This window comes from Enterobacter cloacae complex sp. P16RS2 (assembly GCF_014982155.1).
Taxonomy (GTDB): domain Bacteria; phylum Pseudomonadota; class Gammaproteobacteria; order Enterobacterales; family Enterobacteriaceae; genus Enterobacter; species Enterobacter cloacae_M.
On the sequence record NZ_JADCKW010000009.1, the window covers coordinates 47,890 to 69,387 of the forward strand.

The window sequence follows — 21,498 nt, forward strand, 5'->3', positions numbered from 1 at the left end:
GGTGAACCTTGATTAAAAATTTGAGCCGCTATGCGCTCGTGACAGCTTTCGCTCTGTTTCTCGCAGGGTGTGTGACCCGAACTGAACAGCCTGCGCCTGTGGAAGAGGCTAAACCGGGTACTGAACAGCCGACGCCGCCAACGCAGCAGCAGCCAACCGTGCCGTCTGTACCGGCTATTCCGGCGCAGCCAGGCCCGATTGAACATCCGGACCAGACGTCACAGCCCACGCCGCGCGTGCGCCATTACGACTGGAACGGGGCAATGCAGCCGATGGTAGGCAAAATGCTGCAGGCGCAGGGCGTGACGGCGGGCAGCGTGTTGCTGGTCGACAGCGTCAACAACCGTACCAACGGTTCGCTGAACGCGGGTGAAGCGACGGAAACCCTGCGTAATGCTCTGGCTAACAACGGCAAGTTTACGCTGGTCTCGGCTCAGCAGCTCGCCGTCGCCAAACAGCAGCTGGGCCTGTCGCCGCAGGATAGCCTCGGCACCCGCAGCAAGGCGATCGGCATTGCCCGTAACGTTGGCGCACAGTATGTGCTGTACTCTAACGCCACCGGTAACGTGAATACCCCAGCCCTGCAGATGCAGCTGATGCTGGTTCAGACAGGCGAAATTATCTGGTCAGGTAAAGGTGCGGTTACGCAACAATGACAGCACGCGTGAAGGGATTCTGACGCGCTATTTTCCTCAGTACCGCCTTATCGCGCCGCAGGCCCATTCCGGGCTTGGCGGCGCGAGTTGCATTATAGAGCAGGGCGAACGACGGCTGGTCTTGCGGCAAAATCACGACCCCTCTGCTCCTGCCTCTCATTTTCGTCGTCAGTTTCGTGCCCTGAGACGTCTTCCGGCGGATCTCGTACCTACCCCTCGTTTTTTCAGACAGGGCTGGATGGCCGTGGACTATCTGGAAGGTGAAGTTAAAAGCGAGCTGCCGGACACGCCTGAGCTTGCGGCGATGCTGTATCATCTGCACCGGCAGCCACGACTGGGGTGGCGAACGACGTTATTCCCTCTACTGGAACATTACTGGCAGCAAGCCCTGCCAGACAGACGTACTCCAGTGTGGCTGGCACGTCTTAAGCGGCTGCGTAAAACGGGCGAGCCGCAGCCGATTCGGCTCGCGCCGTTGCATATGGATGTTCATGCCGGGAATATTGTTCATACGCCAGCAGGCATCAGGCTTATCGACTGGGAATATGCGGGAGATGGCGATGTGGCGCTGGAGCTGGCGGCAGTCTGGACAGAGAGTGAAGCCGCGCGGCAGATGCTCATCAGGGGCTACGCCCGGATGGCACATATTGATCCCGACGCGCTGAGGCGTCAGGTCAAACGCTGGCGGCCCTGGGTCGTCATGTTAATGGCTGGCTGGTTTGAAATGCGCTATCGGCAGTCCAGAGACAAACAATTTATTGCGCTGGCAGACGATGCCTGGCGTCAGTTACAAACTAAAGGATAAGAGAGGTGGATGTGGGTCCAGTCATGTTGGATGTAGAAGGGTTTGAGCTGGATGCGGAGGAGCGTGAAATTCTGGCGCATCCGCTGGTGGGTGGACTGATCCTGTTTACCCGCAACTATCACGATCCGGCGCAGCTGCGTGAGCTGGTGCGTCAGATCCGCGCCGCATCGCGCAATCATCTGGTGGTGGCCGTCGATCAGGAAGGCGGGCGCGTGCAGCGTTTTCGCGACGGTTTTACCCGTCTCCCGGCAGCCCAGTCATTTGCCGCGCTGCTCGGCACAGAAGAGGGTGGAAAACTGGCGCAGGAGGCCGGCTGGCTGATGGCCAGCGAAATGATTGCCATGGATATCGACATCAGCTTTGCCCCGGTGCTGGATGTAGGGCATATCAGCGCTGCCATTGGCGAGCGCTCATACCATGAAGACCCGCGTATTGCGCTGGCAATGGCCACCCGGTTCATCGACGGCATGCACGACGCAGGGATGAAAACCACCGGGAAGCACTTCCCGGGTCACGGGGCGGTGACGGCCGATTCCCACAAAGAGACGCCGCGCGATCCGCGCCCGGAAGCGGAGATTCGCGCCAAAGATATGTCGGTTTTCCAGTCGCTTATCACCGATAACAAGCTGGATGCCATTATGCCCGCGCACGTGATTTACAGCGACGTCGACCCGCGTCCTGCCAGCGGCTCTCCGCACTGGCTGAAAACCGTTCTGCGTCAGGAGCTGGGCTTCAACGGCGTGATTTTCTCTGACGATTTGTCGATGGAAGGGGCCGCGATCATGGGCAGCTACGCTGAACGCGGTCAGGCATCGCTGGATGCGGGTTGCGATATGATCCTCGTCTGCAATAATCGTAAAGGTGCCGTTAGCGTGCTGGATAACCTGTCGCCGATCAATGCAGAGCGTGTTACACAATTGTATCATAAAGGTTCATTTAGCCGTCAGGAGCTGATGGATTCGGCGCGCTGGAAGACGGTCAACGCCCGGCTTGAAGACCTGAATGAGCGCTGGCAGGCACATAAAGCCAGCCTGTAAACCCTCCCGGAAGGCGTAGCGTGGTGAGAAGACGATGATCATCTATTTACACGGTTTTGACTCAAACAGTCCTGGTAATCATGAGAAGGTGCTGCAGCTGCAGTTTATCGATCCGGATGTACGGTTGATCAGCTACAGCACGCGCCATCCGAAGCATGATATGCAGCATCTGCTCAAAGAGGTGGACAAGATGCTGCAGCTCAACGTCGACGATCGCCCGTTGATTTGCGGCGTGGGGCTGGGCGGCTACTGGGCGGAGCGGATTGGCTTCCTGTGCGACATTCGCCAGGTGGTGTTCAATCCTAATCTGTTCCCGAACGAGAACATGGAAGGCAAAATTGACCGCCCGGAAGAGTATGTCGATATTGCGACCAAGTGCGTGAGCAACTTCCGTGAGAAAAATCGCGACCGCTGCCTGGTGATCCTTTCGCGTAATGATGAAGCGCTCAACAGCCATCGTGCAGCCGAGCTCCTGCATCATTACTATGAGATCGTCTGGGACGAAGAACAGACCCACAAGTTCAAAAACATCTCTCCGCATCTGCAGCGTATCAAAGCGTTTAAAACGCTGGGTTAATCAATTACCCGCATGCATCAAAGCCCGGCCGCGAAAGCGTACCGGGCTTTCTTTTTGACCAGAATTGTCTACTTTTAAGCCATCAAAACTTGATGCATATCAATTTTGGTATGACCAATGCGCCTGACGTGGTATTCTCAATGCACCTGAATGGTTTCAGTGCTGTAACCTGTTGTTAATTAAGGGTTATTTTTATAACTTTTAATTAACAATTGGTTAATAATTTGAGGGGGTCACGTTGACTACGCCATTGAAAAAGATAGTGATTGTAGGCGGTGGTGCTGGCGGGCTGGAGCTGGCGACACAGTTGGGTAAGAAGCTGGGGCGCGGTAAAAAAGCCAAAATCACGCTGGTGGATCGTAACCACAGCCACCTGTGGAAACCGCTGCTGCACGAAGTGGCGACCGGTTCTCTGGATGAGGGCGTGGACGCGCTCAGCTATCTGGCGCACGCGCGCAACCATCATTTCCAGTTCCAGCTGGGCTCGGTGGTGGACATCAACCGTGAAAGCAAAACGATCACCCTGGCAGAGCTGCGCGATGAGAAAGGGGATCTGCTGGTTCCCGAGCGTAAACTGGCGTACGACACGCTGGTCATGGCGCTGGGCAGTACCTCCAACGACTTCAACACGCCGGGGGTGAAAGAGCACTGTATCTTCCTCGATAACCCGCACCAGGCGCGTCGTTTCCATCAGGAAATGCTGAACCTGTTCCTGAAGTACACCAGCAATATGGGTGCGAACGGTAAGGTGAATATCGCTATTGTCGGCGGCGGCGCGACGGGCGTTGAGCTGTCAGCGGAGCTGCACAATGCGGTGAAACAGCTGCACAGCTACGGTTATAAAGGGTTAACTAACGAAGCGCTGAACGTCACGCTGGTTGAAGCCGGTGAACGCATCCTGCCTGCGCTGCCTCCGCGTATTTCCGGTGCGGCGCACAATGAGCTCACCAAATTGGGCGTGCGGGTGCTGACGCAGACCATGGTGACCAGCGCCGACGAAGGCGGCCTGCATACCAAAGACGGCGAGTATATCAAAGCGGATCTGATGGTCTGGGCGGCAGGTATCAAAGCGCCTGACTTTATGAAAGAGATCGGCGGTCTGGAAACCAACCGCATTAACCAGCTGGTAACCGAGCCAACGCTGCAAACCACGCGCGATCCTGAAATCTTTGCCATCGGTGACTGTGCCTCCTGCGCGCGTCCTGAAGGTGGATTCGTGCCGCCGCGCGCGCAGGCCGCTCACCAGATGGCAAGCCTGGTGCTGCACAACATTCTGGCGCAGTACAAAGGCAAGCCAATGAAAGCCTATGTCTACAAAGACCACGGTTCACTGGTGTCGCTGTCAAACTTCTCTACCGTCGGCAGCCTGATGGGCAACCTGATGCGCGGCTCAATGATGGTAGAAGGGCGCATTGCCCGCTTCGTGTATATCTCCCTGTACCGCATGCACCAGATTGCGCTGCACGGCTACTTCAAAACCGGGCTGATGATGCTGGTGGGCAGAATCAACCGCGTGATCCGTCCGCGTCTGAAGCTGCACTAATCTTTCACTCCCTCCGGGCCCTCCGGAGGGAGTTTTTAGCATTTCATGCTGTAGATCACAGTTTGACTGCTTAAGAGTTCTCCTAAATACAATATATCTCCTCTCTACGCTCCTTTTTTGATCCTTTATCTTATTGGCGAAGCCGTGCCTCCATTGCAAAATTGTTACCAATAGCAACAAAGGAGGAAGTCCCGTGAATAAATCAATGTTGGCGGGTATAGGGATTGGCGTCGCAGCTGCGTTAGGTGTGGCTGCCGTTGCCAGTCTCAACGTATTAGATCGCGGCCCGCAGTATGCACAGGTGGTTTCTGCTACACCGATTAAAGAAACCGTAAAAACCCCTCGTCAGGAGTGCCGCAACGTTTCCGTGACGCACCGTCGTCCGGTGCAGGATGAAAACCGCATTGCCGGTTCTTTTCTGGGTGCGGTAGCGGGTGGCGTGATTGGTCACCAGTTTGGCGGCGGCCGGGGTAAAGACGTAGCGACCGTGGTCGGCGCGCTGGGTGGCGGCTATGCCGGTAACCAGGTGCAGGGTGCGATGCAGGATAACGATACCTACACCACGACTCAGCAACGCTGCAAAACCGTCTATGACAAGTCGGAAAAAATGCTGGGTTATGACGTGACGTACAAAATTGGCGATCAGCAGGGCAAAATCCGCATGGATAAAGACCCGGGCACGCAAATTCCGCTCGATGGAAACGGCCAGCTGGTTCTGAATAACAAAGTGTAAAAAAGATGTTCTCTGAATTTAGCTCCTCATGCGCTCAGGCTGAGGAGCTTTTTTTTTTGCTTCAGATTTTGAGTAGCTCAGGCCACAGCCGCAGCGTGGTTTCGCTAATATTCTGCAGTTTTTCCAGCGTTGCCCCTTCACGGGCGCTGATCGACATCCCCTGCAAAATACAGCTCAGGTATTGTGCCAGCAGCTGAGGGTTGCACTGCGCAGGGATTTCACCGCGCTGCTGGCGCTGTGCCAGAAAGGCGCTCAGCGTCTCCTCCTGCATCGCATGACGCGATTTCACCGTATTGGCAATCTCTTTCGAGGACGCCGCCAGGGTGGCAGAGGTGTTAATCATAAAGCAGCCCGCAGGCGTCTCTTTACTGGTGAAGCAGGTCGCGACGGCGGTGAAATAGTCCCGAAGCGCCTGTTCAACGCTTTTCTCTTCGCAGAACAGCTGGGCTTCGTGTTTCGCCGCAAAGCGCGAAATGTATCTGTCCAGCACCGCCCTGAACAGCCCCTCTTTATTGGTAAATTCGGCATACAGCGTCGGCGCTTTGGCTCCGGTAGCTTCTACCAGATCGGAAAGCGAGGTTGCTTCATACCCATGTTGCCAGAAGAGAGTCATGGCCTTATCAAGCGCTGCATCCCTGTCAAACACTTTTGGTCGGCCACGGCTTTTCTTCGCACAACTCGTGACATCGGTTGTCATTTGCCGTTGGTCCTCTGTTGGTTTGGTGAATGACCATTATAAAAATAAACGCAACCCACCACCAGCGCAGAATGCTTAAAAATAAATTAATCATATATGTATGAAAAATAACAATTTTAAAATTAAGTTAATGGTCGTTATAAAATTATGTTGACGCGTGACCTGGATCACGTTTATGATTTACCTATCGATCGTTAACTAAATGATTAACGACCTCCAAATTCATCTGCTAAAGGTAAACATCATGAAAAACGTAAAAACCCTCATCGCTGCTGCTGTTCTGAGTTCACTCTCTTTCGCAAGCTTTGCTGCTGTACAAGTGCAATCCACCCCTGCTGACCAGCATAAAGTCGGGACAATCTCTGCCTCTGCCGGTACTAACCTGAGTTCCCTGGAAGATCAGCTGGCACAAAAAGCGCAAGAGATGGGTGCAAAATCTTACCGCATCACCTCTGTGACCGGTCCTAACACCCTGCACGGCACGGCGGTTATCTACAAATAAGCCGGGCATAAACCCTCATTTATGCCACTGCAATAAAAAACGCCCTGCTCAGCAGGGCGTTTTTTATTTCTGATTTACATCGACTGCTGGACGACATCGTGATGCCGGGTGACATCGGTCGGCATACCTGACCGGGCTTCCATCGCGCGCTCCATCACCACGCTGTTGGTATTCGCATTCGTTTTGAAGCTTACCATCGCGGCATTCAGGTTAATGGGCAGCGTCTGCGGATCGTCGCCAATGTTTTTCGATAACGGCTGATGAATCTCAACCAGCCGCACGCCGCCCGGCTCTTCTGAAACTTTAATCGGCGTATTGATAATATTCACTTTGGTTCCCGGCGTAACGACGTTAAACAGCGTTTTGATATCGTCATCGCGCAGACGAATACAGCCGGAGCTGACGCGCATGCCGATGCCAAAGTCCGCATTCGTTCCGTGCAGCAGGTAGACGCCGCCATATGCCGCGAGGCGTATCGCGTGGTGTCCCATCGGGTTATCCGGACCTGCCGGCACCACGGCTGGAAGATCGATGCCCTGAGCTTTATAACGGGCACGAATATTGGCCGTCGGGGTCCAGGTTGGATTCGCGCGTTTATCCGAGACGGTGGTGACCATCGTTGGCGTCAGCGTGTCGCCGCCCAGCTGACCAATACCGATAGGGTAGACGGTGACTTCATTTTTACCCGGCGGGTAATAGTACAGGCGCAGCTCGGCGAGGTTTATCACCATCCCCTCGCGCGGGGCATCCGGCAGGATAGTTTGTAACGGGATGGTCAGTACGCTGCCCGCGCGCGGGACATACGGGTCGACGCCGGGGTTCGCCTGCAGCAGGGCCAGAAAACCGACGTTATATTTTTTGGCAATCGCTTCCAGTGAACCACCATTATTTTCAACCACATGAAAGCGGTTTTCGCCCACGACATTGCTGCCGGGAGGGGGAAGGGGCCAGGTGTTTGCCCGAGCGGGAAGCGCAACCGCGACGGTGGCTGCCAGCGCAAACAGGGTCATCCAGCGAGTAAAACGCGAAGAGGTCATCATCACCATAATCCATGTAAACGATAAGGTTATTGTTTTATAAGGCGTTAAACATAATTATGGCGAATGGGTGTGTCGGGAAGATCGGGTGAAGTGCAAAGAGTTTGTAAATTGTCCCCCCGTAGCGCCGGGCTAACAGGGGAAGGGATCCCCATAAAATAATGCCTGCACGGACGACCCCCTCTCCCTTGAGGGAGAGGGCTGGGGTGAGGGGGAACATACGACTCTGGTGGTCATTCCGTTCACTTTATGTTCCTTAGTACTCTGTAACGACATGACCTGTGAACGTGCCAGGGTGGCTCAGTCGCCACCACCCTGGCGACCCGGGCTCCCGGCGGTAAATAGCCGCTACGCGGTACCTTCGGCTTATTCCTTCCGGCTTTTCGGGGACGGGCGGAGGTAACATCCCTGTAAAGCCCGCCCTCTCGGCGCATCCCTGCGCCTCGCCCCGGCCTGCAGGAAACGCCTCAGCGATTTACAGCCGGACCAGGGTGTCGCTGTAAGCTATTCATTTTCCTGAAGCAACTTTTATCGCTTCCGGTTAATAAACTACATGAAATTCCTCAGTTAAGAGGGGAATGGAGGTCAGGCGATCGCGTTCTCTTCCAGCTGGCGCATAAAGTTACGCACCCAGTCCATACGGGTTTTGCGCTCCGTCAGCTCCTGGGTAAATTTCAGACGGGTTGGACCATCCAGACGGAAATGCTGCGGCTGTTTTTGCAGCAGGCCGATCAGCCACATCGGGTTGACGTGATTCTTCTCGGCGAATTCAATCACGCCGCCTTTTTCATTGCCTTCGAGCTTGCGGATCCCCAGCTTTTGCGCCTGCTGGCGCAGCCTCGCGATATCCAGCAAATTTCTCGCCGGATCGGGCAGCAGGCCAAAGCGGTCAATCAGCTCCACCTTAATCTCTTCCAGCTCGTTCTCCTTCTTCGCGCTGGCGATGCGCTTGTAGAACGACAGTCGGGTATTCACGTCCGGAATAAAATCGTCCGGCAGCAGGGAAGGCATACGCAGCTCTACCTCGGTCTGCTGGCTGGTGAGATCTTCCAGCGACGGCTCGCGTCCGGCCTTCAGGGCATCAACCGCGTTTTCCAGCAGCTCCATATAGAGCGAGAAGCCGATGGTCTCCATGGAGCCGCTCTGGTCTTCACCCAGCAGCTCGCCGGCACCGCGGATCTCGAGATCGTGCGTAGCCAGCGCAAAGCCTGCGCCGAGGTCTTCCAGCGAGGCGATGGCTTCCAGACGCTTTTGCGCGTCGGTGGTCATCGCTTTCGGATGCGGCGTCAGCAGCCAGGCGTAGGCCTGATGGTGCGAACGCCCGACGCGGCCGCGCAGCTGGTGAAGCTGCGCCAGGCCAAAGTGGTCCGCACGCTCAATGATGATGGTGTTTGCCGTCGGAATGTCGATCCCGGTTTCAATGATGGTGGTACACACCAGCACGTTAAAGCGCTGGTGGTGGAAGTCGTTCATTACCCGTTCCAGCTCGCGCTCGCGCATCTGCCCGTGACCGATAGCGATGCGCGCTTCCGGCACCAGCTCCGCCAGCCTGTCCGCCGCTTTCTGGATGTTTTCCACGTCGTTATAGAGATAGTAGACCTGACCTCCACGCAGCACCTCACGCAGAATAGCCTCCCGCACCACCAGATTATCGTACTCGCGGACGAAGGTTTTCACCGCCAGACGGCGCGCCGGCGGCGTGGCAATAATCGACAGATCGCGCATGCCGCTCATCGCCATGTTGAGTGTTCGCGGGATCGGCGTCGCGGTCAGGGTCAGGATATCGACGTCGGCGCGCATCGCTTTGATGCGCTCTTTATGACGCACCCCGAAGCGGTGCTCTTCGTCGACGATCAGCAGCCCCAGATCTTTCCACTTCACGTCGCTTTGCAGCAGCTTGTGGGTGCCGATAAGAATATCGATTTTGCCTTCGCTTGCCTGTTCGAGGATCTGCGTCTGTTCTTTGGTGCTGCGAAAACGCGAGAGCATCTCGATACGTACCGGCCAGTTGGCGAAACGGTCGCGGAAGTTGTCGAAGTGCTGCTGTGCGAGCAGGGTGGTCGGCACCAGCACCGCCACCTGCTTGTTGTTTTCGACCGCAAGGAAGGCGGCGCGCATCGCCACTTCGGTTTTACCGAAGCCGACGTCGCCGCAGACTAAGCGGTCCATAGCCAGCGGCTGGCACATGTCGCTCAGCACGGCGTTGATGGCCTGGGCCTGATCCGGCGTGGTTTCAAACGGGAAGCTGTCGCAGAACAGCTGGTACTGTTCTTTATCATGCTTAAAGGCAAAGCCCTGTTTAGCCGCGCGCTGGGCGTAGATATCCAGCAGCTCGGCCGCCACGTCGCGCACTTTTTCCGCCGCCTTCTGGCGCGCGCGCGCCCAGGCGTCGCCGCCCAGCTTGTGCAGCGGCGCATTCTCTTCGGCGCCGCCCGCGTAGCGGCTGATCAGATGCAGGGAGGAGACCGGGACATACAGTTTGGCGTCGTTAGCATAGGTGAGCATCAGGTATTCACCTTTGATGCCGCCCGCTTCCAGCGTGGTCATCCCCTGATAGCGCCCAACGCCGTGTTCCAGGTGAACAATCGGCTGGCCCGGGTGCAGCTCGGCAAGGTTACGGATCAGCGTGTCCGGGTTGATGGTCCGACGGCTGTCCTGACGGCGGCGCGCGACGCGCTCGCCCAGCAGGTCGCTTTCGCAAATCAGCGCCAGGTTGTTGAGCGTATCGATGAACCCGTGCTCGGCGGCGCCAATCATCAGATAACGACCGTTTCCGGTCGCTTCGCTCAGGCGCAGGATGCGCTTCGGCGCCACCTTAATGCGTCCCAGCAGTTCACCTAACGCTTCACGGCGGCCTTCACTCTCAACGGAGAACACCACCGGGCCGGTGAAGGACTCCAGGAACTTGCGCAGATTATCCAGCGGGGATTTCTGCTGCGCCTGAACGGCCAGGTCCGGCAGCGTCCGGAAGGCGAGGTTGGTATTGGCGGCCTTATCGGCAAGCGAATCGGTTTTCAGCTGCATGCGCGGCCAGCGCTTCAGCTCGGCGTTGAGCTCGTCGGTGCGCAGCCACAGCGCTTCCGGCGGCAGCAGTGGACGCATTGGGTCAACGCCACGGTTTTCAAAGCGGGCGCGGGTTTCGCTCTCAAAGCGGCTGGCGCTGGCGTCGATATCCCCGGTGTTGACAATCAGCGTATTCGCCGGGAAGTAGCTGAACAGGGCAGGCAGCGGCTCGTTGAAGAACAGCGGCTGCCAGTATTCGATCCCGGCAGGAAGCGTGCCTTTACTGACCTGCTGATAAATATGTTCCGCGTCGCGCTTCACCTCGAACTTATCGCGCCACTGGCTGCGGAACAGTTCAATAGCGGTTTTGTCCGTGGGGAACTCATGCGCGGGCAGTAAATTGATGGACTCCACCTCTTCCAGCGTGCGCTGCGTGTCGGCGTCGAATACGCGCAGGCTGTCGATTTCATCATCAAAGAAATCCAGACGATACGGCTGGTCGCTGCCCATCGGGTAAAGGTCAAGCAGCGCGCCGCGGGTGGCGTATTCCCCGTGCTCCATCACCTGGTCGACGTGGCGATAGCCGGCACCGTCAAGCTGCGCGCGCAGGGCGTCACGGGACAGGCGCTGGCCTTTTTTCATCACCAGCGCGTGACCGTGCAGATAGCTGTGCGGACAGACGCGCTGCATCAGGGTGTTCACCGGCACAATCAGCACGCCGCGCTGCATGGTCGGCAGCTGATAGAGCGTCGACAGGCGCGAGGAGATGATCTCCTGATGCGGAGAGAAGCTGTCATACGGCAGCGTCTCCCAGTCGGCCAGGCTGAACACCAGGCTATCGGTGAACTGGCGAATTTCATCGTGCAGGCGCAGGGCGTTTTGCATATCCGGGGCAACCAGAATCACCGGGCCTGGATGACGCTCGGCGATTTCCGCCACCAGCGTGGCGCACGCCGCGCCCGTGAGTTCACCCAGCTGGCGCTGGTCGCCCGCTTTGACAGGCAAGGAATAACGATAGTGTTCAGGCATGGCTATGTCAGAGTCTCTTATGGATATACCAACAGTATTGGGGCATATCACTGATACGCAATGTCTTTATTATCCTCGATCGTTTTACATAAGCAAATCGTAACCGCACGGCAGGGCTAAACGCCCCCAAAACGGGGGCGGAGAGGGCATTAACGCGTTGAAGGTGACAGGGTCAGCGTAGACGGAGGAGAGAAGAAAACGTCTCCAAACAGCGCGGTGGAGATCTTACGCACCCCGAGCCCGGCAAGGGTACAGATAAACAGGCTGGCAAACGGGTAGACCAGCACCAGGGTGAGCTCTGCCCAGACCGGCCACGAGGCGGCATTCATTTCGCCAATCAGGAACAGGCTAAAGGCCTCAATCAGGATGCGGTGGGTGGTATAAATCGCAATGGTATTTGAGCCAATCACGTTCAGCAGATTGTTCGGGTGAACGGCATAGCGCTGCTCAAGGCTGTAGAACAGCTTCATGATCAGCACAATCGACAGCAATGAGAGCAGCAGCGGAACGTTAGCAAACCACAGCACCACGGAGACGGCGGCGAAAGCCCCGGTTGCCAGCCAGATGCGGCGCAGGTTGACGCTTTTCATCCACGCCATCAGCTCTGCGCCATACCACGCCCCGAGGCTGTAGTAGATCATGTTGCGTACCACGCTGTTCATCCCCCACCACGGCAGCGGCAGGAAGTTAATCGCGATGCTTGCCAGCGCCAGCAGTCCCAGTACCGGCAGCTTCCAGCGGCTCAGCAGTTTACACAGCGTGAAGTAGACCACCAGAGCATACAGATACCACAGGCTGGTGCTGGCGGTGATCATCCCCAGCACAAAGCCTGAGAACGAGTCGGCGTAGGCCGCGTTCGACGAGGTGGCAAGCTCACGCTCGGACGCCAGCCAGGCGTTCAGGTGGGTCAACGCCTGCCATTGCAGGAGGCCCCACAGCGCCAGGACCCAGAGAATGCTCCAGATCCGTTTATCGAAACTGGTTCGCCAGTCCACTTCGTCAATATAACGACGGATCAGATAGCCGGAGATAAAGAAGAAGACCGGCATACGAAACGGTGCGAGATAGAGGTTAAAATAGACCCAGCATTTGGCGAGAAGGCCGGAGAGCGGGTGTTGTAGCCCGATCAGATGCGGATAAAACGTGATAACCGAATGATAGATAACCACCAGGCAGATACACAGCCCTTTTATCTGGTTAATCCATAATGCTTTTTGCTTCATTGTTCGCCACTACCTTAATTGCCATAAACGAACGAGCAATTGTTGTAAAACGACACCAGGATGTAATGGGTAACAGTATGTATCAGGAGGTTTTTCGGAAAAGGTGGAGGTTGCGAGGTGAGTATTCAGACAATAGCACCCTGATTTATCTGAATTTTTCGGAAGAATGATTACCAAAGCTTACTGTTTCAGTCATTTACGCTTAACGGATTCGCTTATATACTCGTGGGTCTGCTATCAGCAAACAGACGGATTTCATGTATCAACCTGTCGCACTCTTCATAGGCTTACGTTACATGCGTGGGCGCGCCGCGGACCGCTTCGGTCGCTTTGTCTCCTGGCTTTCGACTATTGGCATTACGCTTGGCGTGATGGCACTGGTGACGGTGCTTTCCGTCATGAATGGCTTCGAACGCGAGCTGCAAAACAATATCCTGGGGCTGATGCCGCAGGCCGTTCTTTCATCATCCAACGGTTCGGTTAACCCGCAACAGCTGCCGGAAAGCGCGGCGAAGTTACAGGGCGTCACGCGCGTAGCGCCGTTGACGACCGGCGACGTGGTGCTGCAAAGCGCCCGCAGCGTGGCGGTCGGCGTGATGCTGGGTATTGACCCGGCGCAAAACGATCCGCTGACGCCGTATCTGGTTAACGTGAAGCAGACCGATCTGGAAGCCGGAAAATACAACGTGATTCTGGGTGAACAGCTTGCCGGCCAGCTTGGCGTCAACCGTGGCGATCAGCTGCGCGTGATGGTCCCTTCTGCCAGCCAGTTTACGCCGATGGGGCGCCTGCCAAGCCAGCGCCTGTTCAACGTGATTGGTACCTTTGCCGCCAACAGCGAAGTCGATGGCTACCAGATGCTGGTTAACATTCAGGACGCTTCACGCCTGATGCGCTACCCGGCAGGGAATATTACCGGCTGGCGCCTGTGGCTCGATGCGCCGCTGAAGGTCGATACCCTCAGCCAGCAAAAACTGCCGGACGGTACCAAATGGCAGGACTGGCGTGAGCGGAAAGGCGAACTGTTCCAGGCCGTGCGGATGGAAAAAAACATGATGGGGCTGCTGCTGAGCCTGATCGTGGCCGTGGCCGCATTTAACATCATCACCTCGCTGGGCCTGATGGTAATGGAGAAGCAGGGCGAAGTCGCCATTCTGCAAACCCAGGGGCTCACGCCGCGCCAGATCATGGCGGTGTTTATGGTGCAGGGGGCCAGCGCAGGCATCATCGGCGCGCTGCTCGGTGCCGTGCTGGGGGCACTGCTTGCCAGCCAGCTCAACAACTTAATGCCGATCATCGGCGCCCTGCTCGACGGCGCGGCGCTGCCGGTGGCTATCGAGCCGCTGCAGGTGGTCGGTATTGCTCTGGCCGCGATGGCCATTGCGCTGCTTTCTACGCTTTATCCTTCCTGGCGCGCTGCCGCCACTCAACCCGCTGAGGCTTTACGTTATGAATAAGATCCTGTTGCAATGCGACAACCTGTCCAAACGCTATCAGGAAGGCACTGTGCAAACCGACGTGCTGCACAATGTGAGCTTCAGCGTGGGCGAAGGCGAGATGATGGCGATTGTTGGCAGCTCCGGCTCGGGCAAAAGTACGCTGCTGCATCTGCTTGGCGGGCTGGATACGCCAACCGAGGGCGACGTGATTTTCTCCGGCCAGCCGATGAGCAAAATGTCCTCCGCGGCGAAGGCCGAGCTGCGCAACCGCGAGCTGGGCTTTATCTACCAGTTCCACCACCTGCTGCCGGATTTCACGGCGCTGGAAAACGTCGCGATGCCGCTGCTGATTGGTAAAAAGAAACCGTCAGAAATTAACGCTCGCGCCAGCGACATGCTGAAAGCGGTAGGCCTGGGCCATCGCGGTAACCATCGTCCCTCTGAGCTTTCCGGCGGCGAGCGCCAGCGCGTGGCGATTGCCCGCGCGCTGGTCAACAACCCGCGTCTGGTGCTGGCGGATGAGCCTACCGGTAACCTGGATGCCCGCAATGCGGACAGTATATTCCAGCTTCTGGGCGAGCTGAACGCCTCGCAGGGCACCGCGTTTCTGGTGGTGACCCACGATCTGCAGCTGGCAAAACGCATGGGGCGTCAGCTTGAGATGCGCGACGGCCATCTGAACGCGGAACTGACCCTGATGGGAGCAGAGTAATGGCGTCACCGTTATCGTTACTCATCGGTTTACGTTTTAGCCGCGGCCGCCGTCGCGGCGGCATGGTGTCGCTGATCTCCGTCATCTCGACCATCGGTATTGCGCTCGGTGTGGCGGTGCTGATTGTGGGCTTGAGCGCCATGAACGGCTTTGAGCGCGAGCTGAATAACCGCATTCTGGCGGTGGTGCCGCACGGGGAGATTGAGCCGGTTAACCAGCCGTGGACGAACTGGAGCGATGCGCTCGCCAAAGTCGAAAAGGTGCCGGGCATCGCCGCGGCCGCGCCCTATATTAACTTTACCGGGCTGGTGGAGAGCGGGGTCAACCTGCGCGCCATACAGGTGAAAGGGGTTAACCCTGCCCAGGAAGCGCGCCTCAGCGCGCTGCCAAACTATGTGCAGAACGGCGCGTGGGCCAACTTTAAGGCCGGCGAGCAGCAGATCATCATGGGTAAAGGCGTGGCCGATGCCCTGAAGGTGAAGCAGGGCGACTGGGTGTCAATCATGATCCCGAACGCCAGCGCCGACCACAAGCTGCAGCAGCCTAAGCGCGTGCGCCTGCACGTCACCGGTATTCTTCAGCTGAGCGGTCAGCTCGATCACAGCTTTGCGATGGTGCCGATGGAGGATGCGCGCCAGTATCTCGACATGGCTGACAGCGTGACGGGCATTGCCATTAAGGTGAACGACGTCTTTAACGCCAACAAGCTGGTTCGCGACGCGGGCAGCGTGACCAATAACTATGTCTACATCAAAAGCTGGATCGGCACCTACGGATATATGTACCGTGATATCCAGATGATCCGCGCCATTATGTATCTGGCGATGGTGCTGGTGATTGGTGTGGCGTGCTTTAATATCGTCTCGACGCTGGTGATGGCGGTCAAGGACAAGAGCGGCGACATCGCCGTGCTGCGTACGCTGGGGGCGAAAGACGGTCTTATTCGCGCCATCTTCGTCTGGTACGGTTTGCTGGCGGGGCTGTTCGGCAGCCTGTGCGGCGTGGTGATTGGCGTGGTGGTTTCCCTGCAGCTGACCCCGATTATCAACGGGATCGAAAAGCTTATCGGCCACCAGTTCCTGTCGGGTGATATCTACTTTATTGACTTCCTGCCGTCTGAACTGCACTGGCTGGACGTTTTTTATGTGCTGGTTACAGCACTTTTACTGAGTCTGCTGGCAAGCTGGTATCCGGCGCGTCGCGCAAGCCGAATTGATCCGGCGAGGGTATTAAGTGGCCAGTAATTACGTCATGATCTAGCGGCTTTCGGGCCGCCAGGTTAAAAGAGGAATGCGTTATGTATTACGGATTTGATATTGGCGGCACCAAGATTGCGCTCGGCGTGTTTGATAAAGACCTCAAACTACAGTGGGAAACCCGCGTTCCTACGCCGCGCGAAAGCTACGACGAATTTTTAACCGCGATTGCTGCGCTGGTGGCGCAGGCCGATGAACGCTTTGGCGTCAAAGGCAGCGTCGGCATCGGCATTCCGGGTATGCCCGAAACCGACGACGGCACGCTGTATGCCGCCAACGTGCCTGCCGCCAGCGGTAAACCGTTGCGCGCCGATCTCTCTGCTCTCCTTGAACGCGACGTGCGTTTAGACAATGATGCTAACTGCTTTGCGCTCTCCGAAGCCTGGGACGATGAGTTCCGTCAGTATCCGCTGGTGATGGGGATGATCCTCGGTACCGGCGTCGGCGGGGGGATTGTGATCGACGGTAAGCCAATCACCGGGCGCAGCTACATCACCGGCGAATTTGGCCATATCCGTCTGCCGGTCGACGCGCTGGAAGTGGTGGGGCGTGATTTTCCGCTGACCCGCTGCGGCTGCGGCCAGCACGGCTGTATTGAGAACTACCTCTCCGGCCGCGGGTTTGCATGGCTTTACGAACACTTCTATCATCAGAAACTTGAGGCCCCTCAAATCATTACCCTGTGGGAGCAAGGGGATGCGCAGGCGCGCGAGCACGTCGAGCGCTATCTGGATCTGCTGGCGGTGTGTCTGGGAAATATTCTCACTATCGTCGACCCGGATCTGCTGGTGATCGGGGGAGGGCTGTCAAACTTTACCGCGATTACGGAACGGTTGTCCGGGCGTTTGCCCCGACATTTATTGCCGGTTGCCCGCGTGCCGCGTATTGAACGCGCGCGACACGGGGACGCAGGAGGCATGCGCGGAGCCGCATTCCTTCATCTCACCGATTAGTTTACGAGGTTTCTATGCTGTCGCGTCGCCAGGGTCGACTCAGCCGTTTTCGCAAAAACAAACGCCGCTTGCGTGAGCGCTTGCGCCAGCGGATCTTTTTCAGAGACAGAATGATGCCAGAAGCGATGGATAAACCCAGAGTGGTGGTACTGACCGGAGCGGGGATCTCCGCCGAGTCAGGAATTCGAACCTTTCGCGCGGCGGACGGGCTGTGGGAAGAGCACCGCGTGGAGGATGTGGCCACGCCGGAAGGCTTTGCCCGCGATCCGGATCTCGTCCAGGCGTTTTACAACGCCCGCCGCCGTCAGCTTCAGCAGCCTGAAGTCGCGCCGAATGCGGCGCATATGGCGCTGGCGAAGCTGGAAGAGGCGCTCGGCGATCGTTTTTTGCTGGTAACGCAGAATATCGACAACCTGCACGAGCGGGCCGGTAACAAGAATATCATCCACATGCACGGCGAGCTGCTCAAGGTTCGCTGCGCCTGGAGCGGTCAGGTGCTGGACTGGCAAGAGGACGTGCTGCCTGAGGATAAGTGCCACTGCTGCCAGTTCCCGTCGCGCCTGCGTCCGCACGTGGTCTGGTTCGGTGAAATGCCGCTGGGAATGGATGATATCTACAGCGCGCTGGCGATGGCCGACGTATTTATCGCCATCGGCACATCCGGTCATGTTTACCCGGCGGCGGGGTTTGTCCACGAAGCGCGACTGCACGGCGCGCATACGGTAGAACTCAATCTTGAGCCAAGCCAGGTGGGCAGCGAGTTTGAAGAGAAACACTACGGTCTGGCAAGCACGGTCGTCCCGGAGTTTGTCGACAAGCTGCTGAAAGGGCTGTAACGGCAATCGCGTGAAAAGGCACCCGTCCAGCGGGTGCCTTTTTATTTATGAATGGAAGAACGCCAGCGTCTTCTCGAGCGATTTAGCCTGCTCATCCAGGGAGAGCGCCGCCGCAGAGATCTGCTGAACCAGAGAGGCGTTCTGCTGGGTCGTGCTGTCCATCTGGTTAACGGCGGTGCTGACCTGGCTAATCCCACGATTTTGCTCGTCCAGCGCCTGAACGATATCGTTGATGACCAGATGCACATGCGATACCGCTTCAATCACCTGTTTCATCATCACCCCGGTTTCATTGACCAGTTCAACGCCTTTGCTCACGCGCCCTGAGGACTCGGCAATCAGCTGAGAGATCTCTTTTGCCGCGTTAGCGCTTCGCTGGGCAAGATTGCGGACTTCCCCTGCGACGACCGCGAAACCGCGCCCCTGTTCGCCTGCCCGTGCCGCTTCAACGGCAGCATTTAGCGCCAGGATATTGGTCTGGAAGGCGATGCCATCGACAATGGTGTTAATCTCGCCGATCTTGCGCGCGCTTTCATCAATTTCCCCAATCACCACAACCACGTCGTTCACCAGCGTTTCGCCATGCCCGGCGAGGCTCGCGGCGCGATCGGTCAGCGTGGTCGCCTTGTGGGCGTTGTCGGCGTTATTCTTCACCGTGACCGAAATTTCTTCCATGCTGGCTGCCGTTTCAACAATCGCAGCCGCCTGTTCCTCGGTTCGCGAGGCGAGGTCAAGGTTGCCCGCCGAAATTTCGCTGGTGCCGCCGTGCACGGAGTGGCTGGCTTCGCTGATATTGTCGACGATGCGCTTGAGCTGCATCTGCATGGCGTGCAGGGCATAAAAAATGCTGTGAGTATCTCCGGAACGCACCGGGATGGTGTTGTTCAGATCTCCCCGGGCAACGGCCAGGGCGATCCCGGCGGCCTCCGAAGGTTCGCCCCCCACCGGACGGTCAACCTTACGGGTGAAGATCTGTGCCATGACCAGGCTAACCGCCACGATGCTTAACACCATCATGATGATGGCTTTCAGTAAAAATGCGCGCGCTTCGGCCATCACTTCGCTGACCGGCGTGATAATGGCGAGTTTCCACGGCGTCTGGCTATTACCGACGGCGATGTCCTGCCAGGTGATGAACACGTCCTCCTTCAGCAGCGGATCGTTTACTCGGGTGACGTCATGACCGGCAATCTGACCGGCGTAAGGCTTGCCTGCCGCGCGTTTGTCCGGGCTGGACACCACGTTATTAGCTGCGGAGAGGAGCAGGGCGTAGCCTGTGCCGTTCCACGGTTTAATCGCGCCGATCGTCGATTGCAGCGTGGCGAGGGAGAAGTCAGAGGTGACCGAACCCAGAAACTGACCGTCGCGCATGATGGGTGCGGCAATCGAGGTGAGCATCACGTCCACGCCGTTGTAGGGATAGATATAGGGTTCGATGATCACATCTTTATGGCGTTGTTTCGGCAGCAGATAATAATCGCCGCTGCCGGGCGTTTCGATGTCCGTCAGCAGGTGTAATGCCGGTTTGCCGTTGGCGTCCCGGTCAACGTAGCGGGCGTAGCGCCCGGCAGGATCTTCACCGCTTTGACCGGCCCAGACGGCATCTTTATCGTCGAACGCGTTAGGCTCAAAGGCCATCGACATGGAGAGAAACTGTGGGTGAGCCGAAAGGTAGTGGATGAGCAGCTGGTTCAGGCTCTGGCGCTCGGATACGCCAGCCTCGCGCAGCGCCAGGGCGCTGTTGCCCATGTCCCGGGCGGCAGTCAGGGCAGAATCCAGCTGTTTGCTGACCTGCAACGCTTGCACCTCGGCAATCTGGCGGATATGTTTTTTGGCCAGAACCTCCTGCTGTGCCATCCACTGCCACATCATAAACCCGATCGTTGCCGTAAAGCCCACCGTTACGGTGAGGAAAATGGACAACAGCATCAACGTCTTGACGCTTATTTTTTTTCTTCGGACCATGGCGTCTTTCATTCTCATCTCCCGTAATATCGTGCATGTCGGGCAGGCACATATTCCTTATCGGATATTTTCTCCTCTTTCTGTAGAGCGTCAGGAATATTTAATTTAAATTTTGTTTCGTAAATCCAGTTAATTAGTGTGGATGCTTTTATTTTGTGCATTCAATCAAAATAGTGCTCGATAAAGCTCGTTATCGTCGTGTAGAAAGAGGATGCTAATAAATATAAAGTTGTAGAGGAGGATGGGATATGTACGGATTTATTGCGCGACAACCCATTTTTAACCCTGAGATGAAGACGGTGGCCTACGAGCTGCTCTTCAGAGATGGGATGACAAACCGTTTTCCGGATGTGTCGGCAGAATATGCCACCTCCAGGATGATCTCAGATCAGTTTTTATGCGTGCCGTCCCAGCGCATCGCCGGGGCACATACGTCGTTTATTAATTTCCCGTCGCGAATGGTCATAGACCGCAGTGGAGAAGCGCTGGATAAAGAAAGCGTGGTCATTGAGATCCTGGAAGATGCTGTGCCGGGAGCGGAGCTGTTGCAGGCTGTCAGGGAGATGAGTGCGGATGGTTATCAGTTTGCGCTTGATGATTTCACGCTTGCGCCAGAATGGGATGTTTTTTTACCCTATATTTCAATACTGAAGTTTGACGTCAGAAATTATACCTTAGCGCAAATTAAACAGTATCTGAAAGAGCGTAAACATTTAACCGGGCATATTAAATATCTCGCTGAAAAAATTGAGACTAAAGAGGAATTCAGCCAATACCGGGAAGAGGGATTCTCGCTGTTTCAGGGCTATTTTTTCTGCCGTCCGGAGGTCATTAAATATAAACGGCTATCGCAAAATCAGCTGGCGATTTTTCGGCTGCAAATGGAGGTCGGACGCAATAAACCCGATTTTCGGATCGTCGAGTCGTTGATTAAAACCGATCTCACGCTGTCCTATAAGATTATGCGCTACATGAAGCACACCGCATTTAAACATATCGGTGCCTGTAATTTCAGCAAGTTAACCCTGAGCGAAGTCCTCAGATACCTCGGGGAAAACCAGCTGAGACGGTTTGTTGCGGTCGTGGTCCTCGCCAGTGCGGGCAATGACACCGTCAGCGAGCTTTACCCGCTGAGCATGATGCGCGGCAAGTTCTGCGAACTGATCGCAGAGACGATGAACGAACCGACGCTGGCTGAAAATGCCTTCATGTGCGGCCTGTTTTCTCTGCTCGATACCCTCCTTGAGCTGCCGATGGCCGAGTTGATGAAGCAAATTGCGGTCCCGCAGAGCGTGAGCAATGCGCTGTGCCATCAGGAAGGACGTTTAGCCGATATGGTGAGCCTGTGCCGTTACTATGAACAGCAGCAGTGGGACGAGGCGACCCGGGTTCGTCAGGCTCTGGGTCTGACGGATGAGGATGTGGTTGAGGCGATGAGAAAGGCGACAATCTGGGCAGGGGAGAATGCGGTCAGTTAATCCTCCTCACGCCGTAC

General features: G+C 56.6%; 18 protein-coding genes. 13 read left to right on the forward strand and 5 right to left on the reverse strand.

Annotation, left to right across the window (positions count from 1 at the left end; translation table 11 throughout):
* The first annotated feature begins 8 nt into the window (after positions 1-8).
* The 6 genes from lpoB (at position 9) to INF68_RS05250 (ending at position 5,351) form a co-directional block, all read left to right on the forward strand.
* A complete protein-coding gene (gene lpoB / locus INF68_RS05225) occupies positions 9-656 on the forward strand; it encodes a penicillin-binding protein activator LpoB (RefSeq protein WP_126786210.1) in 648 nt (215 codons plus the stop codon).
* Positions 637-1,461: a thiamine kinase gene (gene thiK, locus INF68_RS05230; protein WP_193525275.1), complete on the forward strand. Its 825-nt coding sequence runs from the start codon at positions 637-639 to the stop codon at positions 1,459-1,461. Before lpoB ends, thiK begins: the two co-directional genes overlap by 20 nt.
* An 11-nt stretch (positions 1,462-1,472) precedes the next feature.
* A complete protein-coding gene (gene nagZ / locus INF68_RS05235) occupies positions 1,473-2,498 on the forward strand; it encodes a beta-N-acetylhexosaminidase (RefSeq protein ID WP_023311162.1) in 1,026 nt (341 codons plus the stop codon).
* A 34-nt stretch (positions 2,499-2,532) separates the two neighbouring features.
* A complete protein-coding gene (ycfP, locus tag INF68_RS05240; protein ID WP_008500781.1) occupies positions 2,533-3,075 on the forward strand; it encodes an alpha/beta hydrolase YcfP in 543 nt (180 codons plus the stop codon).
* A gap of 238 nt (positions 3,076-3,313) precedes the next feature.
* Positions 3,314-4,618, forward strand: a complete 1,305-nt coding sequence (locus INF68_RS05245) for an NAD(P)/FAD-dependent oxidoreductase (protein WP_047742198.1) — start codon at positions 3,314-3,316, stop codon at positions 4,616-4,618.
* 193 nt (positions 4,619-4,811) lie between these two features.
* Complete coding sequence (locus INF68_RS05250; RefSeq protein WP_126786208.1) at positions 4,812-5,351, forward strand: glycine zipper 2TM domain-containing protein; 540 nt, start codon at positions 4,812-4,814, stop codon at positions 5,349-5,351.
* 61 nt (positions 5,352-5,412) lie between these two features.
* Here the strand turns inward: INF68_RS05250 and INF68_RS05255 are convergent, their stop codons facing one another.
* Positions 5,413-6,048: a TetR/AcrR family transcriptional regulator gene (locus tag INF68_RS05255; protein WP_024909039.1), complete on the reverse strand. Its 636-nt coding sequence runs from the start codon at positions 6,046-6,048 to the stop codon at positions 5,413-5,415.
* A 244-nt stretch (positions 6,049-6,292) separates the two neighbouring features.
* Between INF68_RS05255 and bhsA the strand changes: the two genes are divergently transcribed.
* A complete protein-coding gene (bhsA, locus tag INF68_RS05260) occupies positions 6,293-6,550 on the forward strand; it encodes a multiple stress resistance protein BhsA (RefSeq protein WP_032639138.1) in 258 nt (85 codons plus the stop codon).
* A gap of 74 nt (positions 6,551-6,624) precedes the next feature.
* On the opposite strand, the gene INF68_RS05265 is transcribed toward bhsA, so the two are convergent.
* The 3 genes from INF68_RS05265 to INF68_RS05275 all read right to left on the reverse strand — a co-directional run bounded on the left by INF68_RS05265 (position 6,625) and on the right by INF68_RS05275 (position 12,842).
* The gene (locus INF68_RS05265) at positions 6,625-7,590 is read right to left on the reverse strand and encodes a L,D-transpeptidase family protein (protein ID WP_063440351.1); all 966 of its coding nucleotides are present in this window, start codon (positions 7,588-7,590) and stop codon (positions 6,625-6,627) included.
* Between the two features lie 582 nt (positions 7,591-8,172).
* Positions 8,173-11,619, reverse strand: a complete 3,447-nt coding sequence (mfd, locus tag INF68_RS05270) for a transcription-repair coupling factor (RefSeq protein WP_023311167.1) — start codon at positions 11,617-11,619, stop codon at positions 8,173-8,175.
* A 149-nt stretch (positions 11,620-11,768) separates the two neighbouring features.
* Positions 11,769-12,842: an acyltransferase family protein gene (locus INF68_RS05275; RefSeq protein WP_126786207.1), complete on the reverse strand. Its 1,074-nt coding sequence runs from the start codon at positions 12,840-12,842 to the stop codon at positions 11,769-11,771.
* Positions 12,843-13,099: 257 nt separating this feature from the next.
* On the opposite strand from INF68_RS05275, the gene lolC reads away from it, so the two are divergent.
* The 5 genes from lolC to cobB are packed head-to-tail and all read left to right on the forward strand — an operon-like array spanning position 13,100 to position 18,038.
* A complete protein-coding gene (lolC, locus tag INF68_RS05280) occupies positions 13,100-14,299 on the forward strand; it encodes a lipoprotein-releasing ABC transporter permease subunit LolC (protein ID WP_032668182.1) in 1,200 nt (399 codons plus the stop codon).
* Positions 14,292-14,993 (forward strand): lipoprotein-releasing ABC transporter ATP-binding protein LolD, encoded by a 702-nt coding sequence (gene lolD, locus INF68_RS05285; RefSeq protein ID WP_109844458.1) that lies wholly within the window; start codon positions 14,292-14,294, stop codon positions 14,991-14,993. Before lolC ends, lolD begins: the two co-directional genes overlap by 8 nt.
* Entirely contained in the window at positions 14,993-16,237 is a 1,245-nt protein-coding gene (gene lolE, locus INF68_RS05290; protein ID WP_032657985.1) for a lipoprotein-releasing ABC transporter permease subunit LolE, read from the forward strand. The genes lolD and lolE overlap by 1 nt, the downstream gene beginning before the upstream one ends.
* A gap of 53 nt (positions 16,238-16,290) precedes the next feature.
* Positions 16,291-17,202 (forward strand): N-acetylglucosamine kinase, encoded by a 912-nt coding sequence (gene nagK, locus INF68_RS05295; RefSeq protein ID WP_126786206.1) that lies wholly within the window; start codon positions 16,291-16,293, stop codon positions 17,200-17,202.
* Positions 17,203-17,216: 14 nt separating this feature from the next.
* Positions 17,217-18,038 (forward strand): Sir2 family NAD+-dependent deacetylase, encoded by an 822-nt coding sequence (gene cobB, locus INF68_RS05300; RefSeq protein ID WP_045357033.1) that lies wholly within the window; start codon positions 17,217-17,219, stop codon positions 18,036-18,038.
* 45 nt (positions 18,039-18,083) lie between these two features.
* On the opposite strand, the gene INF68_RS05305 is transcribed toward cobB, so the two are convergent.
* Complete coding sequence (locus INF68_RS05305) at positions 18,084-20,015, reverse strand: methyl-accepting chemotaxis protein (RefSeq protein ID WP_126786205.1); 1,932 nt, start codon at positions 20,013-20,015, stop codon at positions 18,084-18,086.
* Positions 20,016-20,251: 236 nt separating this feature from the next.
* Here INF68_RS05305 and INF68_RS05310 point away from each other — a divergent pair, with 236 nt between their 5' ends.
* Positions 20,252-21,481, forward strand: coding sequence for an EAL and HDOD domain-containing protein (locus tag INF68_RS05310; RefSeq protein WP_193525276.1), 1,230 nt, complete (start codon positions 20,252-20,254; stop codon positions 21,479-21,481).
* Positions 21,482-21,498: the final 17 nt, after the last annotated feature.

Bases quoted from the DNA above. Each gene is read 5' to 3' on its own strand.
- INF68_RS05275 (WP_126786207.1), bottom strand. From the start codon at position 12,842: ATGAAGCAAAAAGCATTATGGATTAACCAGATAAAAGGGCTGTGTATC.
- mfd (WP_023311167.1), bottom strand. From the start codon at position 11,619: ATGCCTGAACACTATCGTTATTCCTTGCCTGTCAAAGCGGGCGACCAG.
- INF68_RS05310 (WP_193525276.1), top strand. From the start codon at position 20,252: ATGTACGGATTTATTGCGCGACAACCCATTTTTAACCCTGAGATGAAG.
- lolC (WP_032668182.1), top strand. From the start codon at position 13,100: ATGTATCAACCTGTCGCACTCTTCATAGGCTTACGTTACATGCGTGGG.
- INF68_RS05265 (WP_063440351.1), bottom strand. From the start codon at position 7,590: ATGATGACCTCTTCGCGTTTTACTCGCTGGATGACCCTGTTTGCGCTG.
- cobB (WP_045357033.1), top strand. From the start codon at position 17,217: ATGCTGTCGCGTCGCCAGGGTCGACTCAGCCGTTTTCGCAAAAACAAA.
- lolE (WP_032657985.1), top strand. From the start codon at position 14,993: ATGGCGTCACCGTTATCGTTACTCATCGGTTTACGTTTTAGCCGCGGC.
- INF68_RS05255 (WP_024909039.1), bottom strand. From the start codon at position 6,048: ATGACAACCGATGTCACGAGTTGTGCGAAGAAAAGCCGTGGCCGACCA.
- nagK (WP_126786206.1), top strand. From the start codon at position 16,291: ATGTATTACGGATTTGATATTGGCGGCACCAAGATTGCGCTCGGCGTG.
- INF68_RS05305 (WP_126786205.1), bottom strand. From the start codon at position 20,015: ATGAAAGACGCCATGGTCCGAAGAAAAAAAATAAGCGTCAAGACGTTG.
- ycfP (WP_008500781.1), top strand. From the start codon at position 2,533: ATGATCATCTATTTACACGGTTTTGACTCAAACAGTCCTGGTAATCAT.
- lolD (WP_109844458.1), top strand. From the start codon at position 14,292: ATGAATAAGATCCTGTTGCAATGCGACAACCTGTCCAAACGCTATCAG.
- bhsA (WP_032639138.1), top strand. From the start codon at position 6,293: ATGAAAAACGTAAAAACCCTCATCGCTGCTGCTGTTCTGAGTTCACTC.